This window comes from Stenotrophomonas sp. Steno-Z10-BAI (assembly GCF_056393115.1).
In genome coordinates this window covers 569,940-592,976 of sequence record NZ_JBWJOZ010000001.1, presented here as the reverse complement: position 1 = coordinate 592,976, position 23,037 = coordinate 569,940, and the positions used below count along the sequence as shown (strand labels likewise).

General features: G+C 68.4%; 16 protein-coding genes. 11 read left to right on the top strand and 5 right to left on the bottom strand.

Going from position 1 to position 23,037, the window contains the following annotated elements; translation table 11 throughout:
- Positions 1 to 148: 148 nt before the first annotated feature.
- A complete protein-coding gene (locus AC06E9_RS02755; protein WP_019185151.1) occupies positions 149 to 700 on the bottom strand; it encodes a Dps family protein in 552 nt (183 codons plus the stop codon).
- Positions 701 to 796: 96 nt separating this feature from the next.
- Here AC06E9_RS02755 and hrpA point away from each other — a divergent pair, with 96 nt between their 5' ends.
- Positions 797 to 4,900 carry an ATP-dependent RNA helicase HrpA gene (gene hrpA, locus AC06E9_RS02750; RefSeq protein WP_478055436.1) on the top strand — a complete coding sequence of 1,368 codons (4,104 nt, stop codon included), beginning with the start codon at positions 797 to 799 and terminating at the stop codon, positions 4,898 to 4,900.
- Between the two features lie 57 nt (positions 4,901 to 4,957).
- Here hrpA and AC06E9_RS02745 read toward each other — a convergent pair whose 3' ends face one another.
- Positions 4,958 to 5,482, bottom strand: coding sequence for a hypothetical protein (locus AC06E9_RS02745; RefSeq protein WP_121039078.1), 525 nt, complete (start codon positions 5,480 to 5,482; stop codon positions 4,958 to 4,960).
- A gap of 132 nt (positions 5,483 to 5,614) precedes the next feature.
- Between AC06E9_RS02745 and AC06E9_RS02740 the strand changes: the two genes are divergently transcribed.
- On the top strand, positions 5,615 to 7,768 hold the full coding sequence (locus AC06E9_RS02740; protein ID WP_121039075.1) for a RelA/SpoT family protein: 2,154 nt from the start codon (positions 5,615 to 5,617) through the stop codon (positions 7,766 to 7,768).
- Between the two features lie 29 nt (positions 7,769 to 7,797).
- Positions 7,798 to 9,360, top strand: coding sequence for a hypothetical protein (locus AC06E9_RS02735; protein WP_478055435.1), 1,563 nt, complete (start codon positions 7,798 to 7,800; stop codon positions 9,358 to 9,360).
- Here the strand turns inward: AC06E9_RS02735 and AC06E9_RS02730 are convergent.
- Positions 9,357 to 11,456: a glycosyltransferase gene (locus AC06E9_RS02730; protein WP_478055434.1), complete on the bottom strand. Its 2,100-nt coding sequence runs from the start codon at positions 11,454 to 11,456 to the stop codon at positions 9,357 to 9,359. The two genes, AC06E9_RS02735 and AC06E9_RS02730, sit on opposite strands and share 4 nt — an antisense overlap.
- A gap of 96 nt (positions 11,457 to 11,552) precedes the next feature.
- Here AC06E9_RS02730 and mrcB point away from each other — a divergent pair, with 96 nt between their 5' ends.
- The 4 genes from mrcB to tsaB all read left to right on the top strand — a co-directional run bounded on the left by mrcB (position 11,553) and on the right by tsaB (position 17,381).
- Positions 11,553 to 13,994 (top strand): penicillin-binding protein 1B, encoded by a 2,442-nt coding sequence (gene mrcB, locus AC06E9_RS02725; RefSeq protein ID WP_478055433.1) that lies wholly within the window; start codon positions 11,553 to 11,555, stop codon positions 13,992 to 13,994.
- A 15-nt stretch (positions 13,995 to 14,009) separates the two neighbouring features.
- Positions 14,010 to 14,537 (top strand): hypothetical protein, encoded by a 528-nt coding sequence (locus AC06E9_RS02720; protein ID WP_121039063.1) that lies wholly within the window; start codon positions 14,010 to 14,012, stop codon positions 14,535 to 14,537.
- A gap of 70 nt (positions 14,538 to 14,607) precedes the next feature.
- Complete coding sequence (locus AC06E9_RS02715) at positions 14,608 to 16,665, top strand: ATP-dependent DNA helicase (RefSeq protein ID WP_478049446.1); 2,058 nt, start codon at positions 14,608 to 14,610, stop codon at positions 16,663 to 16,665.
- 5 nt (positions 16,666 to 16,670) lie between these two features.
- Entirely contained in the window at positions 16,671 to 17,381 is a 711-nt protein-coding gene (gene tsaB, locus AC06E9_RS02710) for a tRNA (adenosine(37)-N6)-threonylcarbamoyltransferase complex dimerization subunit type 1 TsaB (protein ID WP_346468727.1), read from the top strand.
- 105 nt (positions 17,382 to 17,486) lie between these two features.
- On the opposite strand, the gene AC06E9_RS02705 is transcribed toward tsaB, so the two are convergent.
- Positions 17,487 to 18,374, bottom strand: coding sequence for an energy transducer TonB family protein (locus tag AC06E9_RS02705; protein WP_121039053.1), 888 nt, complete (start codon positions 18,372 to 18,374; stop codon positions 17,487 to 17,489).
- A complete protein-coding gene (gene gshB, locus AC06E9_RS02700; protein ID WP_121039048.1) occupies positions 18,371 to 19,321 on the bottom strand; it encodes a glutathione synthase in 951 nt (316 codons plus the stop codon). The genes AC06E9_RS02705 and gshB overlap by 4 nt, the downstream gene beginning before the upstream one ends.
- Before the next feature lie 257 nt (positions 19,322 to 19,578).
- Here gshB and pilG point away from each other — a divergent pair, with 257 nt between their 5' ends.
- Genes pilG through AC06E9_RS02680 form a run of 4 tightly spaced genes read left to right on the top strand, consistent with a single transcriptional unit; the run spans position 19,579 to position 22,971 of the window.
- Entirely contained in the window at positions 19,579 to 19,980 is a 402-nt protein-coding gene (pilG, locus tag AC06E9_RS02695; RefSeq protein ID WP_121039045.1) for a twitching motility response regulator PilG, read from the top strand.
- An 18-nt stretch (positions 19,981 to 19,998) separates the two neighbouring features.
- The gene (locus tag AC06E9_RS02690; protein ID WP_019185138.1) at positions 19,999 to 20,361 is read left to right on the top strand and encodes a response regulator; all 363 of its coding nucleotides are present in this window, start codon (positions 19,999 to 20,001) and stop codon (positions 20,359 to 20,361) included.
- Positions 20,361 to 20,891: a chemotaxis protein CheW gene (locus AC06E9_RS02685; RefSeq protein ID WP_088432919.1), complete on the top strand. Its 531-nt coding sequence runs from the start codon at positions 20,361 to 20,363 to the stop codon at positions 20,889 to 20,891. Before AC06E9_RS02690 ends, AC06E9_RS02685 begins: the two co-directional genes overlap by 1 nt.
- A 43-nt stretch (positions 20,892 to 20,934) precedes the next feature.
- On the top strand, positions 20,935 to 22,971 hold the full coding sequence (locus AC06E9_RS02680; RefSeq protein ID WP_088432920.1) for a methyl-accepting chemotaxis protein: 2,037 nt from the start codon (positions 20,935 to 20,937) through the stop codon (positions 22,969 to 22,971).
- The last annotated feature ends 66 nt before the right edge of the window (positions 22,972 to 23,037 follow it).

Here is a 23,037-nt window from a genome sequence, read left to right as displayed (position 1 = left end):
GGGGGCCAGGCCCTGACGGGACCGTCAGGGCGCCAAGGATGGCGCCCACGAGCCCCCAGGGATGGGTTTACGGCGCGTCCCGGCAGGGCCTGGCCCCCGCTCGCCAACACGGAGACCCCGTCAGCCAAGCCTGCCGCAACACAACCCCTTACTGCAGCAGCGAACGCAGCATCCAGGCGTACTTTTCGTGGGTCTGCAGACGCTGGGTCATCAGATCCTCGGTCGGTGCGTCGTCCGCATCGTCGGCCACGTCCAGCACTTTGCGCGCCGTACGGCACACAGCCTCGTTGGCGGTGACCAACTGGCGTACCATTTCACGCCAGTCCGCGCTGTCGGTCAGGCCCGGCTCCTCGGCGATCGAGGTCAGGGCCGCGAACTCGCGGTACGAGCCCGGGGCATTGAAGCCCAGTGCACGGATGCGTTCAGCCACGTCATCCAGGGCCGCCCACTGTTCGGTGTACTGGGTCTCGAACATGGTGTGCAGCGAGTTGAACATCGACCCGGTCACGTTCCAATGGAAATTGTGGGTCTTCAGGTAGAGCGTGAACGCATCGGCCTGGAAGGCCGACAGTCCATCGGCGATCTTCTTGCGATCGCCCTCCTTGATCCCGATATCGATGTTCGGGGCCGACGGGGCCGCCGCGCCGAGCTTCTGCTTGGCAGTCTTGGGCTTTGCCGGGGTCTTGGTCGTCTTCGCCATGGGAGAACTCCTTATGGATGGGATGAATCGGATGGCCTTCACAATAGATCAGACTACCCTTTCAGTAGTAAACAAAAGTTCTAAACGAATCGATTGATGAGCGCTATCGAAAAACCACATGCAGCACGCCTGGCCCAGCAGCAGGCCGCCATCAACGGGGCCATGAGCCGCGACCGCGGTCGTTTGCTGGGGATGCTCTCGCGTTGGCGGGCCAAACCGGCGGATACGGGTCTGGCGGCGGCGTTCGAGCAGGCCTTGCAGGCGTCCGTGCAGCGCCGTGAAGCGCGTGCGCTGAATCAGCCGACGATCACTCTGGACGAGCAACTGCCGATTGCGCGTGAAGCCGAGGCCATCACTGCGCTGATCCGCGACCACCAGGTCGTGGTGATCGCCGGTGAAACCGGCTCGGGCAAGACCACCCAGCTGCCCAAGCTGTGCCTGGCCGCCGGCCGTGGCACCGCCGGCATGATCGGCTGCACCCAGCCGCGACGGATCGCCGCACGTGCCGTGGCGACCCGCGTGGCGCAGGAACTGCAGTCCGAGCTGGGCACCACGGTGGGTTACCAGGTGCGCTTCACCGATCGCGTCGGTGACGATACCCGCATCAAGTTCATGACCGACGGCATCCTGCTGGCCGAGATCAGCAGTGACCGCTGGCTGTCCAACTACGACACGATCATCGTCGACGAGGCGCACGAACGCAGCCTCAACATCGATTTCCTGCTCGGCTATCTGAAGCAGCTGCTGAAGAAGCGCCCCGACCTGAAACTGATCGTCACCTCGGCGACCATCGACACCTCGCGCTTCGCCCAGCATTTCGACGATGCCCCGGTGATCAGCGTGGAAGGCCGCACGTTCCCGGTGGAGGTGCGTTACCGGCCGCTGGAAGGCGAGGGCGGTGGCGAGGCGGACGGTGCGCGCGATGGCGAGCGCACCGTCAATGATGCGGTGGTCGCGGCGGTGGATGAAATCACCCGGATCGACCCGCGCGGCGACATCCTGCTGTTCTTCCCGGGCGAGCGCGAAATCCGCGATGCGCACCAGTCGCTGGAACGGCGCAAGTACCGTGGCACCGACGTGCTGCCGCTGTATGCGCGGCTGTCGGTCAAGGATCAGGACCTGGTCTTCAACCCGGGCGCCAACCGGCGCATCGTGCTGGCCACCAACGTCGCTGAGACGTCGCTGACGGTGCCGCGCATCCGCTATGTGATCGACCCGGGTTTCGCCCGCATCAAGCGCTACAGCCCGCGCCAGAAGCTGGACCGGCTGCACATCGAGGCGGTCTCGCAGGCCAGCGCCAACCAGCGCAAGGGCCGCTGCGGCCGGGTGTCCGAAGGTATCTGTTACCGGCTGTATTCCGAAGCGGATTTCCAGTCGCGCCCGGAATTCACCGATCCGGAGATCCGCCGTTCCAGCCTGTCCGGGGTGATCCTGCGGATGCTGCAGCTCGGCCTCGGTCGGATCGAGGATTTCCCGTTCCTGGAAGCGCCGGATGAACGCGCGGTCGCCGATGGCTGGCAGCAGTTGGGTGAGCTGGGTGCGGTCGATGCCGAGCGCCGCCTGACGCCGATCGGCCGTCAGATGGCGCGCCTGCCGGTGGACGTGAAACTGGCCCGCATGCTGGTCGCCGCGCAGGCCCAGGGCTGCCTGCGGCCGATGCTGGTGATCGCCTCGTTCCTGGGTATCCAGGACCCCCGTGAGCGCCCGCCGGAAGCGCGCGCCGCCGCCGACAATGCGCATGCGCTGTTCGCCGATGGGCGTTCGGAATTTGTCGGCGTGCTGCGCCTGTGGGACGGCTACCGCCAGGCCCACGAAGACCTGACCCAGTCCAAGCTGCGTGACTGGTGCGGGCGGCATTTCCTTGGTTTCCTGCGCATGCGCGAGTGGCGGGAGCTGCATCGTCAGCTGCGCGTGCTGTGCGAGGAACTGGGATGGAGCGAAGAGCCGGCGGAGACATCGTTGGCACCGTTGCTTGCCGGATCCTCGGCGCCTGCCCCGGCGCGCGATGACGAGGCCAAGATCAAGGCGACGCGTGGCCAGCAGCACCGTGCCGCACGCCTGGCCCGTGAAGGGAAATCCGAGCCGACCCCTGCCCAGAACACGCCGGCGCCGGTCAAGGGGGCCGATTCCGAGGCGCGCAACGCCTTCAGCGACAAAGTACGCGCGGCGGCCTACCAGACCCTCCACCGTGCCTTGATCGCCGGCCTGCCCACGCAGATCGGCCACCGCAGCGACAAGGGCGATTTCCTGGCGCCGCGCCAGCGCCGCTTCCTGCCGTTCCCGGGCTCGACCCTGGCCAAGCGGCCGCCGCCGTGGCTGCTCACCGCGACCTTGCTCGATACCCAGAAAATCTGGGGCCTGACCAACGCGGCGATCGAGCCGGACTGGGTCATCAACGAACTGCCGCATCTGCTGCTGCGCAAGCACTTCGACCCGCACTGGTCGCGCGCGCAGGGCCAGGTACTGGCCTCCGAGCAGATCAGTCTGTTCGGGCTGGTGCTGGCCCCGAAGAAGCCGGTGCACTACGGCCGCATCGCGCCGGGCGAGGCACACGATATCTTCGTGCGGCAGGGCCTGGTGACTGGCGAAATCAACACCCGTGCCGGCTTCGTCGCCGACAACCTCAAGGTGTTGGAGCAGGCGCGCGAAGAAGAGGCCAAGCTGCGCCGTGCCGGCATCGTCGCCGACGAAGGCTGGCAGGCGCGCTGGTACCTGGACCGGATTCCGGCCGAGATCCATTCGGCGATGGGCCTGGATACCTGGTGGAAGGCGCTGGCACCGGAGAAGCGCCGCGCGCTGTCGTGGACGCTGGCCGATCTGCTGCCGGGCGACGGCAGCGACGCCGAGCGTTATCCCAACTACCTGCCGCTGGGCGATGCGCGCTTGCCGCTGCACTACACCTTCGAACCAGGCGCCGACGAAGATGGCGTAACGTTGGAGGTGCCGCTGCATCTGCTCAACGCACTCGATCCGGCACGGTTGTCGTGGCTGGCGCCCGGCTTCGTGGCCGACAAGGCCGCCGCGTTGATCCGCAGCCTGCCCAAGGCGATGCGCCGCAACTATGTACCGGCACCGGACTTCGGTCGCGCGTTCGCCGAGGCCTTCGCCGAGCCGACCGCCGATGACATCCGGGGTGAGCTGGCGCGGTTCCTGTCCCGCGCGACCGGTGCAAAACTGGCGGCGACCGATTTCGACAACGCGTCGCTGGAGACGCACCTGCACATGAATCTGCGCCTGCGCGACGCGGACGGCAACGTACTGGCAACCTCACGCGATCTGGATGCACTGCGTGCCCGCTTCGGCGACCAGGCCGGTGACGCCTTCGCCGCACGTGCCGGGCGTGCGCTGGCGGCGGACGGGTTGCGCGATTTCCCCGCCAGCCCGATCCCGCTACAGGTGCCCGGCGAAGCCGGCGTGCCGGCCTATCCTGCGTTGGTCGACCAGGGCGAGACCGCCGCGTTGAAGATCTTTGCCGATCGCAACGAGGCGCTGGAGCAGCATCCGCTTGGCGTGCGCCGCCTGCTGGAGATCGCGCTGGCCGACAAGGCCAAGCAAGCGCGCAAACAATTGCCGGTGCCGCCCAAAACCGGCCTGCTGTATGCCGCTATCGAATCGCAGGAGCGGCTGCGTGGTGATCTGGTCGATGCGGCGATGAACGCCGTGCTGGCTGATGGGCTGGGCGATATCCGCGATCCGGCCACGTTCGCCAAACGCAGTGCCGAGGCGGGCAAGGCGTTGTTCGGCGAGGCGATGGCGCGGCTGAAGCTGGCCGACAACATCCTCGCCCACGTGGCCGAACTCAAACCACAGCTGGAAGCGCCGCTGATGGGCTGGGCGCGTGGCAACCTGGATGACATGGAGCAGCAGCTTGCCGCCCTGGTCCATGCCGGTTTCCTGCGTGACACGCCGGCCGACGCGCTGGCGCAGTACCCGCGCTATCTGCGTGCGATGATCCTGCGCACCGAGCGCGCCAAGCGCGATCCACCGCGCGATCAGGCCCGCATGCTGGAACTGCGTCCGTTCCTGGATGCGCTGGCACAGGCCGACGCACGCGGCCTGCGCAAGCGGCCCCAGTGGCAGGACCTGCGCTGGGATCTGGAAGAGTTGCGGGTCTCGCTGTTCGCCCAGGAGCTGGGCGCAAAGACCGGCATTTCGGCCAAGAAGCTGGCCCAGCGCGTCGCTGCGCTGCAGAACGCCTGATCCGGCAACTGCCCCGTGCCGATTCGGCGCGGGGCGCTGGGGGGGACCTGAACCGGCTTACTTGACGCGGCGCACTTTGGCGCGGGTATTGACGCCCTGGACCTGCATGTACCACGCGCCGCCGACGCCGGCAGCGATGCTGACCTCCGGCGACTGGCGGCGGACACCACCGACCTGGACGTCGTCGATCTGCTCCCATTCCTGGGTGTTGGCGAGCACGTAACGCTGCCCCTTGCCGAAGCCGCGGAACTCTCCGGTCAAGGCGCTTTTGATCGGCTCCTTGGTGCCGAAGTCGAAGAAGCCGTGGTTTTTCACGATCACTTCCTGACGACCCTCTTCGCGGGCCTCTTCGCGGGCCTGTTCGCGTGCATCGGCCGCCAGCGCCGCCACTTTGCCCTGCAGCCAGTTGTTGAGCTCGGCCAGTTCCTGCGGCGTGAGCTTCTCCAGCCCGGCGGCCTTGAACTCGGCCGGCGACATCTGCTGCTGCAGATCGCCTTCCACCACGCGCTGGGCCAGCGCCGGTAGCGAGAGGCTCATCATGACGGCCGCACAGGCCAACAACCGCAGACGGGAAAAGCGCATGGCAGGGTCTCTCCTAGGGATAGCCGCAGTGTAGTGCCAGCGCCGGGGCATGTGCACATGCAGGTGATGGCGATTGTCGGGGGGGCGCTGCGGCGCTAGTGTAGGTGGCCTCTGTCTTGTCTGTACGATGCTGTGAACCGCGCTTCCTCCCCCGGCCTGGATGGCTTGTTGACCCGACCCTCGGTGGCTTCGCTGCCGCCTGAGCTGCGCGAGGCATTGCTGCAGCGCTGGCAGCAACCCGAGGCCGATCTGGAAAGGCGCGCGGGCTGGCCGGTGCTGGCCGATACGCTCGATGCGCTGTCATTGCTCTCGGCCGACGAGTCTGCCTTGCTGGCCACGTTGCTGTTCGATCTGCCGTGGTTGCGTGCCGGGCTGGACACGCTGCCGATCGGTGCGCTCAAGCCGGTGGTCGTCGGCCTGCTGGACGGTCTGGACGCTGCCGACCAGGTCTGGGCGCTGCACGCCGGGCGCGAGGCCGGGCGCAACAGCGAAGGCCTGCGCCGCCTGCTGCTCTCGATCATCCGCGATCTGCGTGTGGTGCCGATCCTGCTCGCCCGCCAGCTGGCCCGCATGCGCGGTGCCGATCGCTTGCCCGAGGACGAACGGCGCGCGCTGGCCCAGCTCACCCGCGACATCCACGCGCCGCTGGCCAACCGGCTCGGCATCTGGCAATTGAAGTGGGAGCTGGAGGATCTGGCGTTCCGCCACCTGGAACCGGAGACCTACCGCCGCATCGCGCGCGAGGTGGATGAAACGCGCTTGGCGCGCGAGCGCTATGTCGAGGGCGTCAAAAAGGCGCTGTCGCGTGAACTGCTGGCGCAAGGCATCCGTGCCGAGGTCAGCGGCCGCCCGAAGCACATCTACAGCATCTGGCGGAAGATGCAGAAGAAGCGGCTGGCGTTCGAGCAGTTGTACGACATCCGCGCCGTGCGCGTGATGGTGGACGACGTGGCCGCCTGCTACGCCGCGCTGGGCGTGGTGCATGCACTGTGGGCGCCGGTGCCGAGCGAATTCGACGATTACATCGCACGCCCGAAAGCCAACGATTACCGTTCGCTGCATACCGCCGTGATCGGCCCGGAAGGGCGCACCATCGAAGTGCAGATCCGCACCCACGACATGCATGCCCAGGCCGAGCTCGGCGTGGCCGCGCACTGGCGCTACAAGGAAGGCAGCAAAGGCGCGGAAAAGGCGTTCGACCGCAAGATCACCTGGATGCGCCAGTTGTTGGAGCAATCCCAGGATGGACATGCCAGTGAGCTGGCCGGGGCGCTGGATGCCGAGCTGACCGAAGACCGGGTCTACGCGCTCAGTCCCAAGGACGAGGTGATGGACCTGCCGCAGGGCGCCACGCCGTTAGATTTTGCTTACCACGTGCACACCATGGTCGGGCACCGCTGCCGTGGGGCGAAGGTCAACGGCCGCATCGTGCCGTTGACCTACCGCCTGCGCAGCGGCGACCGGGTCGAGATCCTGACCGGCAAGGAGGCCGATCCCCGGCGCGACTGGCTGCTGGCCTCCAGCGGTTTCCTGGCCAGCAACCGCTCGCGTGAGAAGGTGCGCGGCTGGTTCCACAAGCTGGACCGCGCCCGCAATGTGCAGGCCGGCCGCGAGCTGCTCGAGCGCGAACTCAAGCGCCTCGGCCTGCAGCACGCCGATCTGGCCATCGCGGTGAAGAAGTTCCACGCCGACAGCGTCGATGATCTCTACATCCAGGTGGCCTTGGGTGACACCGGGCCGAACCAGGTCAGCCGCACACTGCTGGAAGCCGAGCGCGCCGCCAGCCAGCCGGCGGTGCCTGCCCTGCCGCGCCCGACGGCGCGGCGCGACAGCGTGCGCAGCGCCGATTTCACCGTCCAGGGCGTGGGCAATCTGCTCGTGCAGCTCGCCCGGTGCTGCCAGCCCGTGGCCGGTGAGCCGATCGTCGGGTACCTCACGCGTGCCCGCGGCGTCACCGTGCACCGCACCGACTGTGCCGCGCTGGCACGTCTGGCCGCGGCCAGCCCGCAGCGCATTCTTCCGGTGGAGTGGGGCCAGGCCGGCGGTGGCTATGAAGTGGACGTGGTGGTCGACGCGGTCGACCGGCGCTGGCTGCTCAAGGACATCACCAACCTGATCGCGCAGGAGGATGCCTATGTGCTGGACATCCACAGCGACAACGTCCGCAACAGTGGCCGTGCGCATCTGCGTCTGCGCTTGAAGGTCAGTGACTACGGCCAGCTTTCGACCCTGCTGGGCAAGCTGGACGCGCTGCCCGGTGTCAGCGAAGCCCGGCGTCTAGGCTGAGCTCACGTGCCCCACGCTAGGCTCGCGCCATGAGCCGGGACGATGACAGGCATGACGCCGCCCACGAGGCACTGCGACGGGTGCGCCGCGAAGGCCGCTGGTGGTGGTTGCAGGCGCGCCATGCCCGGCGCATCTGGCGGTGGGCGTTGCTGGTGGCCGTGCTGCTGTTCGTCAGCCTGGCACTGTTGCGCCGGCCGCTGGCCAACTGGTTCTGGAACGAACCGCAGATCGAGCAGCTGCTCGACCAGGGCGATCGCGCGCTGGCCGCGGGCCGGTTGAGTGCGGCAGACGGTCGTGGCGCACGTGAATCCTTCCAGGCCGCGCTGGCGCTGGACAACGACCGCTTGCAGGCGCGCAGCGGTCTGGCACGCACGGGCCAGGCTGCCCTGCAGCAGGCGCGGGATGCGCTGGACCGGGGCAATGCACCGGCGGCGACCGCCGCGCTGGCGCTGGCCCGCGAACTGCAGGTGCCGCAGCGCGACGCCGATGCGGTGGCGCAGCAGCTGCACGCACACGACCAGGCACGCGCGGGGATCGGGGCGTTGCTTGGTCGCGCCGAAGCGGCCTTGCAGGCGCAGCGGCTCGAGGGCAGCCCCGACAGCGCACTGCCGTTGTTCCAGCAGGTGCTGGCGCTGTCCCCCAACCAGGTGCGCGCGCTGGAGGGGCGCGAGGATGCGCTGTCCGATCTCCTCCAGCAGGCGCGCACGGCGGCCGGCCGCGGCGATGTGGCCAGGGCTGCGGCGCTGGTGCGCAGCGCGCGTGGCTTCGATGCCGGCCATGTCGATCTGCCGGCCACCCAGGAAGCGCTGAACAACGCGCTGGAGCGACGCCAGCGCGAGGGCGAGATCGCGCTGCGCCGACAGAAGCTGGAGGTTGCGGCCGATGCCTTCGCCGCGGTGCTTTCGGCGCTGCCCGACGATCCTGCCGCGCGCCGTGGCCAGCTGCAGGTCGCCGATGCGCAGCTCACGCGTGCGACGCGGCTGGCCGGCAACTTCCGCTTCGAAGACGCAGCCCGGGCGCTTCAGGTGGCGCAATCGCTGGGCGCGTCCACGCGTTCGCTGGAGGCGGCCCGCCATGTGATCGAGCAGGCGCAGCGCTCCCAGGCGGCACTGAAGACCCCGGCGGTGCCGAGGGCGCAGCGCGAACGCACACTGCAGCGTCTGCTCACGCGCCTGGCGGAGGCGGAGGGCCGTGGCAACTTCCTGGACCCGCCCGGACGCAGTGCCTACGACGCCCTGCGCGAGGCCCAGGGCGTCGCGCCGCAGGACCCGCGGGTGCGTGCCGCCGCGCAGCGCCTGCTGCCCGCAAGCCGGCAGTGCTTTGAAGATCGCCTGCGCGAGAACCGTGTGCTGGCCGCGGGGGCCTGTCTGGACGCCTGGCAGACGCTGTCGACCAATGATGCCACCCAGGCCGCCGCGCGGCGGCGGCTGGCGCAGCGCTGGCTGGCCATCGGCAGCGAGCGCCTGGGCTCGGGTGACATCGCTTACGCGCAGCAGGCGCTGCAGCAGGCGCAGCGCTGGCAACCGGACCTGCCGGAATTGCCGGCCTTCGCCGAGCGCCTGCGCAGCGCCGGCGGTGGCTCGGGCACTTAATCCAGGAACACCCGCTGCACGGTGGCGCGGGCCGCATCCAGCGAGAAATGATCCACGATGTTCTGCAGCCCAGCGGTCGAGAGCCGGCGCCACAGGGCCTTGTCCTGGTAAAGCTGCACCACGGCCTGTGCGAATGCCTCGGCATCATCGGCCACCAGCACATCCTCGCCATCGCGCAGGTGCATGCCTTCCACGCCACAGGTCGTGGCGACCACCGGCTGCCCATGCGCCATGCTGAGATTCACCTTGCCCTTCACGCCTGCACCGAAGCGCAGCGGCGCGACGGCGATGCGGATGCCATCCATGTAGGGCACCACGTCCGGCACGAACCCGTGGATCTCCACGCCCGGCTGGGTCGCGGCCAGCGCGCGCAGGGTATCGGGCACGGCCGCGCCGATGCAGTGGAAACGGATGTCGGGCAGGTGTGCGCGGATGCGCGCGAAGACCTCACCGATGAACCACTGCATGGCATCCAGGTTGGGCGGATGACGGAAGCCACCGACGAACACCAGATCGCGCCGCTCGGCCCAGTCAGGGCCGGCCCCAGCAACCTCGTGCAGGTTGGAGATCAGTTCCACGGTTGCGCCTGGCGCATCGACGCGCAGCTGCTCGCGCTCGGCCGCGCTGACCAGCACCGTCACATCCACCTGTTCCATCACCGCCAGCTCGCGTGCGCGGGTGCGCTCGGCATTGCGCAGCAGCCCTGCATCACCGGCGATCTCCGCACCACGGCGTTCGCGCAGGTAGTGCAGGTCAACGGTATCGAAGACCGTGCGGGCCTGCGGCGCAAAGCTGCGCAGCAGCGGCAGGCACTCGTGGGCGACGTGGTAGCGGACCATCATCACCACATCGAAGCGGGCGCCGTTGGCGCGCAGCCACGGCGCCACACCGTCCAGATACGGGGCGTACCAGACCTCCACGCCAAGCGCCTGCAGCGCCTCGGTGGCCGCGCCGCCGTGTTCGCGCCGGGTCGGCACGAACACCACGTGGACCCCGGCTTCAAGCAGCATGCCGATCAGGTTGTACTGGCGCAGCGAGGCCGAGTCGCGGTCCGGCTGCGGCACTTCTTCATCCAGGATCAGGACCTGGCGCTGGGCACGGTGCAGCAGGACTGGCGAGGGAACGCTGCCGACGGCGGGCTGCGCCTGCAGTGCGTCGGCCCACTTCGCCGCGAACACGCCGCGGTTGCGGACCTGGTAAGCCTTGATCCCGCTGCCGGTATCGGTGCCGTTGCTAGTGCCCTCGTCATGCACCACCCGGCTGGCCGGTTGTACCAGTACGCGGTGGCCGCTGGCGCGCACGGCGAAAGCCAGGTCGGTGTCTTCGTAATACGCCGGCTTGTAGCGCAGATCGAAGCCGCCGATCTCCTCCCACAGCGCGCGCCGGATCATCAGCGCCGCACCGGAGCAGTAGTCGGCATCGCGCAGCGCGCTGTAGCGCGGATCTTCGGGCGATTCGAAGCGGCCGTAGCTCCAACCACTGCCATCCTGGAAGATCACCCCGCCCGACTCCTGCAGGCGGCCGTCGGGGTAGAGCAGCTGTGAACCGACCAGGCCGGCGCGCGGCACCCGGGCGAAGGTGGCGAGCAGCGCATCCAGCCAGCCGGGCTGCGGCACAGTGTCGTTGTTGAGCAGCACCACGTACTGACCACGCGAACGCGCGACGCCATCGTTGCAGGCCTCGATGAAGCCGCCGTTGCTCGCCCGTATTTCATAGCGCAGGCCGCGGATCTGCGGCATCCAGGTGATCGTCGCGTCGCTGCTGCCGTCGTCCACCACCAGGATCTCGCAGGCGACCTGCGGTGGATGCGCGGCCAGTGCCCGCAGGCAGGCCAACGTATGCGCGGCGTGGTTGTAGACCGGAATGATGATGCTGACCACCGGGCGCTCGCTGGCGGGGACGGTGAACGGCGCGAACGCTGTGGCCTCCGGCAGGTACAGGGGCGCCCCGCGTGACGCCGGCACGGCCTGGGTATGGACCCGGATGCGCTGCCAGGTAGCACGCCAGCCCCGGGTGCGCAGACTGGCCAGGCTGCGACGGAACAGGCCGAGCATGCGGTTCAGGAAATAGCGAGCATCGGCCAAGGACATCGACATCCCGTTGCAACTCCAGCTTAAGCGGGGGAACCCGGGAGAACGCGCCGCTCGCGGTGGCTGCGTTAGACTCGCCGGAATCCATATTCTCGCATCCCCGTGCCCCGACGCTACGATTCCGACGACATCGACGAGTTCGACGACGACACCGAAAGCCGCGGCCCGCTGTGGCGGCGCCGGTTGATCACCTGGAGCATGGCGGCTGTCGCGCTGGGGTTGGGCTTCCTGATCCCCTATACGGTGTACCTGAACCAACAGGTCACCCAGCGCTTCGGTGAGCTGCGCTGGCAGATTCCCACCCGTGTCTATGCGCGCCCGCTGCCGCTGGCGCCCGGCGTGGCGATGGATGCGGCCACGCTCAAGACCGAGCTGGCGGCTTCCGCCTACCGGGATGACGGGATCGGCAAGTCGCCGGCCACGTATACGCAGGAGGGAGGGCGTTTCGTCATCTCCAGCCGTGGCTACAACGACGTCGATGGTCGGGTCGCCCCGCGCCGCGTCGAGCTGAGCCTGTCCGGCGGGTCGATCGCTTCGCTGCGTGACCCCGACACCCGCAAGGCGCTGAAGGCCGCGCGTCTGGATCCGGCCCGTATCGCCACGCTGTACGGCCAGAAGCAGGAAGAGCGCCGGCTGGTGCGGATTGAAGAGACCCCCGAGCTGCTGGTCACCGGCCTGCAGGCGGTGGAGGACAAGGACTTCAACCGCCACCACGGCATCGACCTGAGCGGCATCGCCCGCGCGATCTGGGTGACCGTGCGTTCCGGTGGCCAGAGCCGCCAGGGCGCCTCGACCCTGACCCAGCAGCTGGCCCGCAGCGGCCTGCTCGGGATCGGCAAAGAGCAGACCGTCACCCGCAAGTTCAATGAGGTGCTGTACGCGCTGATCATGGAGGCGCGCTACGACAAGCGCACCATCCTGGAGGCCTACCTCAACCAGGTCTACCTGGGCCAGCGCGGCAGCCAGGCGATCCACGGCATGTCCTCGGGCGCGGAGTTCTGGTTCGGGCGCGATCTGGCCTCGCTCAACACCGAGCATGTCGCCTTGCTGATCGGCCTGGTCAAGGGCCCGTCCTATTACGATCCGCGCCGCAATCCCGAACGTGCGCTGGACCGCCGCAACTTCGTGCTGGGCAAGCTGCGCGACGCCAATCTGATCGACGATGCCGAGTACACGCGTGCGGTCGATGCGCCGCTGGGCGTGCCCAAGACCCCGGGCCTGATCGCGGCCAATCGTTTCCCGGCCTATGTGGATCTGGTCCGCCGCCAGCTCGGTCACGATTACCCCGAGTCGGTGCTGCAGGGCGCCGGCCTGAGCGTGATGACCGGCATGGCACCGTCGGCGCAGGCGTATGCCGAAGGCGCGGTCACCAAGACGATCAAATCACTGGAAAGCAAGCGCCGTCCCGCGTTGCAGGCCGGCCTGGTGCTGACCGACGTGCACAACGGGGATGTGCTGGCCGTGGTCGGGAGCCGTGACGTCTCCGAACCGGGCTTCAACCGCGCCATCGAGGCGCAGCGCCCGGTCGGTTCGCTGCTCAAGCCGTTCGTGTATCTGCTGGCGCTGGCGCAGCCGGACCGCTACTCGCTGTCCAGCTGGGTCGACGATTCGCCGGTGACGGTGCAGCTCAGCCGCGGCAAGCAGTGGTCCCCCGGCAACGCGGACAACCGCAGCCACGGCACGGTCCGCCTGATCGATGCGCTGGCCCATTCCTACAACCAGGCCACGGTCCGGGTAGGCATGCAGGTCGGCCCGGAGCGGGTCACGCAGTTGATCCATGTGCTGGCGGGCATCAAGGCCGAGCCCAATCCCGCGGTGATCCTGGGCTCCACGGATCAAAGCCCGTATGCGATGGCCCAGCTGTATCAGTTCCTGGCCTCGGGCGGCGAGATCCAGCCGCTGCATGCGGTGCGTGGCGTGCTCGATCCGCAGGGCAAGCTGATGAAGCGCTACGACAAGACCCCGGCGCCGGCGCAGGAAGGGGACTCGATTGCCGCCAACCTGATCAGCATCGGTCTGCAGCAGGTCGTGGCCAGCGGTACCGCGCAGCGCCTCAACGCCGACGGCCTGGGCCGCCTGCAGCCGGCGGGCAAGACCGGCACCACCAACGACGGCCGCGACAGCTGGTACGCCGGCTACACCGGTGACCATCTGGCTGTGATCTGGATGGGCAATGACCAGAACGAACAGGCCGGGCTGTATGGTGCGACCGGGTCGATGCGGGTCTGGTCCGGCATTTTCCAGCGCCTGCCCAGCTCGCCGCTGAAGGTCAGCAACAAGGGCCTGGACTGGCAGTACGTGGAGGCCAGCGGCACGGCCACCACCGATGAAGCCTGCCCCGGCGCGCGTCGCTTCCCGTTCGTGGTGGGTTACACCCCGGCCTATGTACCGTGCACCGCGCCGAGCGCCTTGCCGGAAGGCGAGGGTGGCGAACAGAGTGAAGGCGGTGGCTGGCGCAGTTGGTTCGGCCTTGAGAAAAAGCCGGAGCCCGCCCCCGAACCGGCGCAGAATGCACCGGCCGCCACCCCCGCGCGTCAACCCTGATCGAGGCCTGCCTGCATGACCACCCGTTTCCTGATCCGTTCCGCGTCGCTTGCCACGCTGTGCCTCGCGCTGGCGGCCTGCGTCACTCCGCCGCCGGTGGTGAAGGCACCGGTCGACACCACCACGCCGGCCCAGCGCCTGGCCGCCGTGGATGCCGCCGCGGGCAATGACGACAAAGAGCTGGCCGTGCAGCCGCTGCGCGACAGCGAGGTGGAAGACCTGCGCCAGGCCGCGCATGCCCGTCGCCAGGCCAACGATCTGACCGGCGCTGCGGCGGCGCTCGATCAGGCGCTGGCGATCATGGCCTCGGATCCGTCGGTGCTGCAGGACCGTGCCGAGATCGCCCTGCTGCAGGGCGATTGGGCGGCGGCGGAAACCTTCGCCCGCAAGTCGGTCGAACTGGGCTCCAAGACCGGCCCGCTGTGCCGCCGCCATTGGGCAACGATCGAGCAGTCGCGCCTGGCCCGCGGTGAAAAAGAAAATGCCGCCTCGGCGCATGCCCAGCTGGAAGGCTGCACAGTGCCGGGCATCATGCGCTACTGAGGCCAGCGCGACAGCGGATGCGTGACGGCGTAGCGCCGGGCGCAGCCCGGCAGCCTCTATCATTGTCGTCATGTCCCAACTTGCCCACGCCAGCCGCGATGCCCTCAGTGAGGGCGGTGCGCTCGCCAGCCAGCTCGATGCTTTCGTACCTCGCCCGGCCCAGCTGCGCCTGACCGCGGCGATCGCCGAAGCCTTCGACCAGCGCGACGTGCTGCTGGCCGAGGCCGGCACCGGCACCGGCAAGACCTATGCGTATCTGGTGCCCGCGCTGCTGTCCGGGCTGAAGACCATCATCTCCACCGGCACCCGCGCGCTGCAGGATCAGCTGTATCACCGCGATCTGCCGCGCGTGCGGGCCGCGCTCGGTGTGGGCCACAGCAGTGCGCTGCTGAAGGGGCGCGCCAATTATCTGTGCCGCTATCGGCTGCAGCAGGCCCGGGGCGAACCCCGTTTCAGTTCCCCCGAGCAGGTCGCGCAGTTCCAGCGCATCCTGGCCTGGTCCGGGCGCACGAAGTACGGCGACATGGCCGAGCTGGAGGCGTTGCCGGAGGACTCGCCGCTGTACCCGATGGTGACCTCCACCGTCGATAACTGCCTGGGCACCGAGTGCCCGTTCTGGGATGACTGCTTCGTCGTGCAGGCACGGCAGCGGGCGCAGGCGGCCGACGTGGTGGTGGTCAACCACCACCTGCTGCTGGCCGATCTGGCGCTCAAGCAGGAAGGTTTCGGCGAGATCCTGCCGGGTGCGCAGGCGTTCGTGATCGACGAGGCGCACCAGTTGCCCGAACTGGCGGCCAACTTCTTCGGTGAAGGCTTCGGCATGCGCCCGTGGCAGGAGCTGGCACGCGACTGCCTGGCAGAGAGCCGCAGCGTGGCCGGTGCGCAGGCGGCCCTGCAGGAGCCCGCGGCCGCGCTGGAGCAGACCCTGCGCGACCTGCGCGTGGCGATGGATGGCCTGCCGCCGCGCGGCACCCAGTGGCGCGCGTTGACCGTGCCGCAGGTGCGCGATGGCTTCGATGCGGCGATGAGTACGCTGGTGCAGCTGCGCGATGCGCTGGCCGGCGTGCGCGAGGCGTCGCCCGGTCTGGATGCCTGCCATGCGCGCGCGATGGAAGCGGTCTCACGGTTGTCGCGCTGGCTGGGCGACGATGCGCCGATGCTGGATTTCGACACCGATCCGGACCAAGCGCCGCCGCCAGCGGAGGTGCTCTGGTATGAACTCACACCACGCGGTTTCCGCTGCCAGCGCACGCCGATGGATGTGTCCGGTCCGCTGCGCGAGCATCGGCAGCGCTCGATGGCGGCCTGGGTGTTCACCTCGGCCACGCTGACCGTGGACGGTGGTTTCGAGCATATTTCCCAGCGGCTGGGCCTGGAGGATCCGGTCAGCCTGCTGCAGCCCAGCCCGTTCGACTGGGCCCACCAGGCGCTGTGCTATCTGCCGACCGATCTGCCCGATCCGGCCGCGCGCGGCTTCGGCACCGCGTTGATCCGCGCACTGACGCCGGTACTGGAGGCCTCGCACGGCCGTGCGTTCCTGTTGTTCGCCTCGCACCGCGCACTGCGCGAAGCGGCCGAGGCCCTGCGCGATGCACCGTGGCCGCTGTTCGTGCAGGGCGAGGCGCCGCGCGCGACCCTGCTGCAGCGCTTCCGTGAATCGGGCAACGGCGTCCTGCTGGGCTCGGCCAGTTTCCGCGAGGGCGTGGACGTGGTCGGCGATGCGCTCAGCGTGGTGGTGATCGACAAGCTTCCCTTCGCCGCGCCGGACGATCCGGTGTTCGAAGCGCGGCTGGATGCAATCCGCCGCGACGGCGGCAACCCGTTCCGCGATGAGCAGCTGCCGCAGGCGGTGATTGCGCTCAAGCAGGGCGTGGGCCGCCTGATCCGCAGCGAAACCGATCGCGGTGTGCTGGTGCTGTGTGATCCACGCCTGCTCAGCCGTGGCTATGGCCGGATCTTCCTGGATTCACTGCCGCCGTTCCGGCGTACCCGTTCGCTGACCGATGTGCAGGCCTTCTTTGCGCCACAATGGCCCGTCGCTGACCCCACACCTGTCGCTGCGCCTGCCTCACCGCAGCCCGTGCAACGTCTGCCGTCCACCGATGACTTTCCCACTTCCCTGTTCTGACCGCCATGAAACTGCTCGCCTTTGAAACCGCCACCGAAGCCTGTTCCGTTGCCCTGTATGTGGATGGGCAGGTCAGCGAGCGCTTCGAGATCGCCCCGCGCCGTCACGCCGAACTGAGCCTGCCCTGGGCCGAGGCGCTGCTGGCCGAAGCGGGGGTGGCCCGTTCGCAGCTGGATGCGATCGCGTTGGGGCGGGGGCCGGGCGCGTTCACCGGCGTGCGGCTGGCCATCGCCATCGCCCAAGGGATCGCCCTCGCGCTGGACCGCCCGCTGATCGCGGTCTCCACCCTGCAGGCGCTGGCGCTGCGTGCGCCGGCCGAGGCCGATCATGTACTGGCCAGCATCGACGCGCGCATGGGCGAGGTCTATGCCGCACGCCACATCCGCGTGGACGGGCAGTGGCAGCTGCAGGGCGAGGAGAGCGTGTGCGCGCCGGAGCAGGTCGTGTTGCCTGAGGGCACGCGCTGGTTCGGTGTCGGCACCGGGTTCGGCGCGGCCGAGGGCGTGCTGGCCACGCGCTTGGCCGATCAACTGACCGGCGTGGATGCGCTGGCGCTGCCGCGGGCGTCGGACGTGCTGGCCTTGGCGGTACCCGCGTTCCAGCGCGGCGAAGGCGTGGCGCCGGAGCTGGTGGAGCCGGCGTATCTGCGCAACAACGTGGCACTGACCCTGGTGGAACAACAGGCGGCGCGGGCGGCGAAGCAGGCGGCTTCTTGAAGCCGGTCGCCTTGTAATGCCCCAGCCACGCATGGCGTGGCTCTACATGCAGATTGCGTAGTGGGCGGTAGGGCCACGCCGTGCGTGGCTGCGCCCTGCGCCCGATCAGCGGTCGTCGCGCAGCTCGCCGCCGGGCAGGAACACCCAGGTGCGGGTCACCTGCAGGATGTCGATCGCATCCTCGGTCCTGGGCAGCGGCGGGAACGGCTGGGCCAGCGTGATCACGCGCAGCGCGGTTTCATCCAGCAACGGCGTGCCGCTCGACTGCAGGATGCGGGCACTTTCGACCGTGCCATCGCGGCGCACACCGACCGTGATCACCACCTGGCCACCGAGCCGGCGGGCGCGGGCCTCATCGGGATAATTCAGATTGCCGACGCGCTCGGCGCGGTCGACCCACGCGCGCAGATAGGTGGCATAGGCGTATTCGCGGGTGCTGGCCGAGACGAACTTGCGGTTCGGCCGCTTGGCGTACTGGGCCGAGCGCAGATGTACCTCGGCGGCCAGTCGTGCCATCTCCACGTCGCGCTGCTCGCGGGCGGTCATCGGTGCATCCGGGCGGGGGTGCTCGGGAAGCGGCTGTGGCTGCGCCTCGGCGATGGTGTCGGCGCCATTGCGGCTGTTGACCACGCGGGTCTGCGGCGGCGGAACGCTGGCTGCCTCCTGGCGCTGTTGCGGCACCGGTGACAGCCCGGCCTGTGCCTGCGGCACGATCCCGGCCTGGTTGTCGCGCGGGCGCTGCGCCTTGTCGTGGTCGCCACCGCCCTGCTGATTGGCCTGGGCCAGGAAATCGGCCTGCTTGGGGGTCAGCGGGGTCTGGGTCTGGCTGAAGATCACATCCAGGGTGGGCACCAGCGGCGCGCTGTCACTGACCGCGAAGCCGACTCCCAGCAGCAGCAACGCGTGCACGAGCACGGACAGCGTCAGGGTCGCGCCCAGCCGCTGGGATTCGCGCGCCTGCCACGTCGGGGCCGGGACGACGCTGGCGCTCATCGCGGCAGGCTGGCCTCGATCGCATCGAACAGGGTGCCGGCGATGTTCAGTCCGAACTGAGCGTCGAGCTCGCGCACGCAGGTCGGGCTGGTGACATTGACTTCGGTCAGGTAATCGCCGATCACGTCCAGGCCGACGAAGCGCATGCCGCGCCGCTTCATCTCCGGCCCGACCTGGGCGGCGATCCAGCGGTCGCGCTCGCTCAGCGGGCGGCCTTCGCCACGGCCACCGGCGGCCAGGTTGCCACGGAACTCATCGCCCTGCGGAATCCGCGCCAGGCAGTAGTCCACCGGCTCGCCATCGACCAGCAGGATGCGCTTGTCGCCGGCGGTGATGTCCGGGATGAATTTCTGCGCCAGGGCCAGCGTGCGCTCGCCATCGGTCAGGGTTTCCAGGATCACATTGAGGTTGGGATCACCGGTGCCGCTGCGGAAGATCGAGCGCCCGCCCATGCCGTCCAGCGGCTTGAGCACCGCCTGGCCATGTTCGAGCACGAAGGCCTTCAGGTCCGCATTGCGGCGGCTGACCAGGGTCGGCGGGCAGCACTGCGGGAACAGCAGGGCGGCCAGCTTCTCGTTGTAGTCGCGCAGGCCCTGGGGGTCGTTGACGACCATCGCACCGGCCTGCTGGGCGACGCTGAGCACATGGGTGTCGTAGATGAATTCGGCATCCACCGGCGGGTCCTTGCGCATCAGCACCACCTGGCCGGGGCCGAACACGGTCTGGCTGAACTCGCCCAAGGTGAACCAGTCGTTCTTGTCCTCGCGCACCTGCAGCGGGGCGGTGCGGGCGATGGCCTGGCCATCGCGCAGGGCCAGCCCGCCGGGGCTGACGTAGTGCAGCGCATGGCCGCGGCGCTGGGCTTCCAGCAGCATCGCGAAGGTGGTGTCCTTGGCAATCTTGATATGGGCGATGGGGTCCATCACCACGATGACATTCAACGGCATGGTCGCAACCTGGCGGGCAGGCCGATGATGGTAGCGACAATGGGTCCGCAATGCCTGCCCGGGGGCGCGGAACGCAGTGTCCGGCCGGGCGGGCGCCGCCCCGGATTTGCGCAAACGGCCCGGCCCGGGCGCCCGCCGGGCCGCTGGCGCCGGGGCCGCGGTGGGTGTGCTTGAAGCGCGCGGCGGTATTGGGATATAGATACGCTTTCGCAGCGACGCCGGGGATCAGGCAAGCGTCGCGCGCTTGGGGAAAGGTAATGACTGAATACATGGCTGCGGGTGGGGAACTCGCAGGGCTGCGCGTGATGGTCATCGACGATTCGAAGACCATCCGCAGAACCGCGGAAACCCTGCTGAAGCGGGAAGGCTGCGAAGTGGTGACCGCGACCGATGGGTTCGAGGCATTGGCCAAGATCGCCGATCAACAGCCGCAGATCATCTTCGTGGACATCATGATGCCGCGGCTGGACGGGTATCAGACCTGTGCGCTGATCAAGGGCAACCAGCTGTTCAAGTCCACGCCGGTGATCATGCTGTCCTCCAAGGACGGCCTGTTCGACAAGGCACGCGGCCGCATCGTCGGCTCGGAGCAGTACCTGACCAAGCCATTCACGCGTGAAGAACTGCTGGGTGCCATCCGCACATACGTCAACGCCTGACCAGGGGGGAAAGGCACAATGGCTCGAATCGTACTGATCGAGGATTCACCGACCGACCGTGCGGTGTTCACGCAGTGGTTGACCAAGGCCGGTCATGAAGTCCTGGAAGCGGACAACGCCGAGGACGGGCTCAAGCTCGTGCGCGAGCAGTCACCGCAGCTGGTGCTGATGGACGTGGTCCTGCCCGGCATGAGTGGCTTCCAGGCCACCCGTGCGATGGCGCGCGACGCGGCCACCAAGCACATTCCGGTGGTCATCGTCAGCACCAAGGCGATGGAAACCGACAAGGCGTGGGGGCTGCGCCAGGGGGCGGCCGACTACATCGTCAAGCCGCCGCGCGAGGAGGAACTGATCGCGCGGATCAACCAGTTGGTGGTCTGATGCGTTCTCCTTTCGACATCCTCCAGGCCTATGAGCGGCGCAGCCTGGCCCATGCCGTGCAGCTGCCCGAGCGGCAGTTCTCGCAGGACCTGTGGCGTGGCGTCGGCTACCGCGTGGGCAAGCGCCGGCTGGTCTCGGATTTCCGCGAAGTGGTGGAAATCGTGCCGATGCCGCCGATCACCCCGGTGCCGGGCGCCCAGCCGTGGCTGCTGGGCGTGGGCAACCTGCGCGGCAACCTGTTTCCGGTGGTGGACCTGAAGTTCTTCCTGGAAGGCGAGCGCACCGTGCAGCAGGAGGGTCAGCGCGTGCTGATCATGCGCCAGGCCGGCGGCGACGTGGCATTGACCATCGATGAACTGTTCGGCCAGCGCAGCTTCGAGCTGGACCAGGACATTGTCGCCGGCGATCTGGCTACCGGCCGCTATGCGCACTTCATCGACCGTGCGTTCCACGGCGATGGCCATGACTGGGGCGTGTTCTCGCTGTCGCTGCTGTCGCGTACCCCCGAATTCAGGCAGGCCGCGGCCTGACCGCAGGCGCCTGTCTCTCCGTATTGAAGATCGAGGTTGAACGATGAGTACTGCTTCGGAATCCGCCAAGGCCGGCAAGCTCGGCTCGGTGGGCACCAATTTCTGGCTCGGCCTGCTGGCCGTGTCGATGATCGTGTTCGGCGTCAACACCGGTGTAGCGACCTGGCAGGGCAGTCGCCTGGCCAGTGCGAGCACCGATGCGGCGAACCTGCAGGTGCTCTCGCAGCAGCTGGCCAACCAGGGCCGTGAGGCGGTCTCGGGCAACGCGCAGGCGTTCACCGCGTTCAAGCTGACCAAGAGCGACATCGAAAGTACCGTCAGTGGCCTGCAGGGCCGCTACGGCACCGAGACCAATGTCGCCGGGCCGCTGAACACGCTGATCCAGACCTGGGAGCCGCTCGGCAAGAGCGCCGGCCAGCTGGTCGCCAGCGAACCGGCCGTGCTGGCCCTGGCCGGCAACGCCAACAACTTCGTCAACGGCGTGCCCGCACTGCAGGCGCAGCTGAACGAAGTGGTCCGCGCGATGTCGGCCAGTGGCGCGCCGTCCTCGCAGGTCTACAACGCCCTGCAGCAGGTCGTGGTGGTCGGCTCGATGGCCCGCCGCGTGACGGAAATGCGCGCCGGTGGCGCCAATGCGGCTGCCGCGGGCGATGCGCTCGCCCGCGACTCGGTGGTCTTCACCCAGGTGCTCGATGCGCTGCGCAACGGCAACGAGGAACTGGGCATTGCCGCGGTCCGCAACGGTCCGGCGCTGGCCGCGCTGGAGCAGTCGCAGAAGCAGTGGGACACCATGAAGCAGGATGCCGACGCGATCCTGGCCAGCTCGCGCCAGCTGTTCGCCGCGCAGTCCTCGGCCGCGGCCCTGACGGGTGGTTCGGCAGACATGCTGCGCGACAGCAAGAAGCTGTTCGAAGCCTTCTCTTCGTTCGGCTCGCTGCGCGATACCCGCCTGTTCCCCAACTTCTGGCTGGGCGTGGCCTCTGGTGCGTTCTCGCTGATCGCCATCATCGGCTTCGTCGGCAGCACGGTGCGCAGCCGCTCGCGCGAACAGGAACTGCGGTACCAGACCCAGGTGGAATACAACAGCCGCAACCAGCAGGCCATCATGCGGCTGCTGGACGAAATCAGCTCGCTGGGTGAAGGCGACCTGACGGTGAAGGCCTCGGTGACCGAGGACATGACCGGCGCCATCGCCGACGCCATCAACTACGCCGTGGATGAGCTGCGCCACCTGGTGACCACCATCAACGACACCTCGGCCAAGGTCGCCGTGTCGACCCAGGAAACCCAGGCCACCGCGATGCAGCTGGCCGAAGCGGCGGGCCACCAGGCCAACCAGATCACCTCGGCCTCCGACCGCATCGGCGAAATCGCCTCGAGCATCGAGCAGGTGTCGCGCAACTCGGCCGAGTCGGCCGACGTGGCACAGCGCTCGGTGATCATCGCCGCCGAAGGTGCCGGCGTGGTGCGCGAAACGATCCAGGGCATGGACCAGATCCGCGACCAGATCCAGGAAACCTCCAAGCGCATCAAGCGCCTGGGCGAGTCCTCGCAGGAAATCGGCTCGATCGTGGAACTGATCAACGACATTTCCGAGCAGACCAACATCCTGGCGTTGAACGCCGCGGTGCAGGCAGCTTCAGCCGGTGAGGCCGGTCGCGGTTTCGCGGTGGTGGCCGACGAAGTGCAGCGGCTGGCAGAGCGCACCTCCGGTGCGACCCGACGGATCGAAAACCTGGTGCAGGCCATTCAGGCCGATACCAACGAGGCGGTCAGCTCGATGGAGCAGACCACCGCCGAAGTGGTCTCCGGTGCACGCCTGGCCGAAGACGCCGGTACCGCGCTGACCGAAATCGAGCGCGTCTCCAACGCGTTGAACAACCTCATCAAGAACATCTCGATCGCTGCCCAGCAGCAGTCGGCCGCGGCATCGGACATCACCCGTACCATGGGCGTGATCCGTCAGATTACCGGCCAGACCTCGCAGGGCGCGGGACAGACCGCCGAGTCGATCGGCCACCTGGCACAGCTGGCGGCCGACCTGCGCCGTTCGGTCGCCGACTTCAAGCTGCCGGCGTGAGCCGCGGGCAGGGCGGAGAGGGAAGGAACAAGCAGATGATGCATCGCGAGAAATCACCGCACGCCA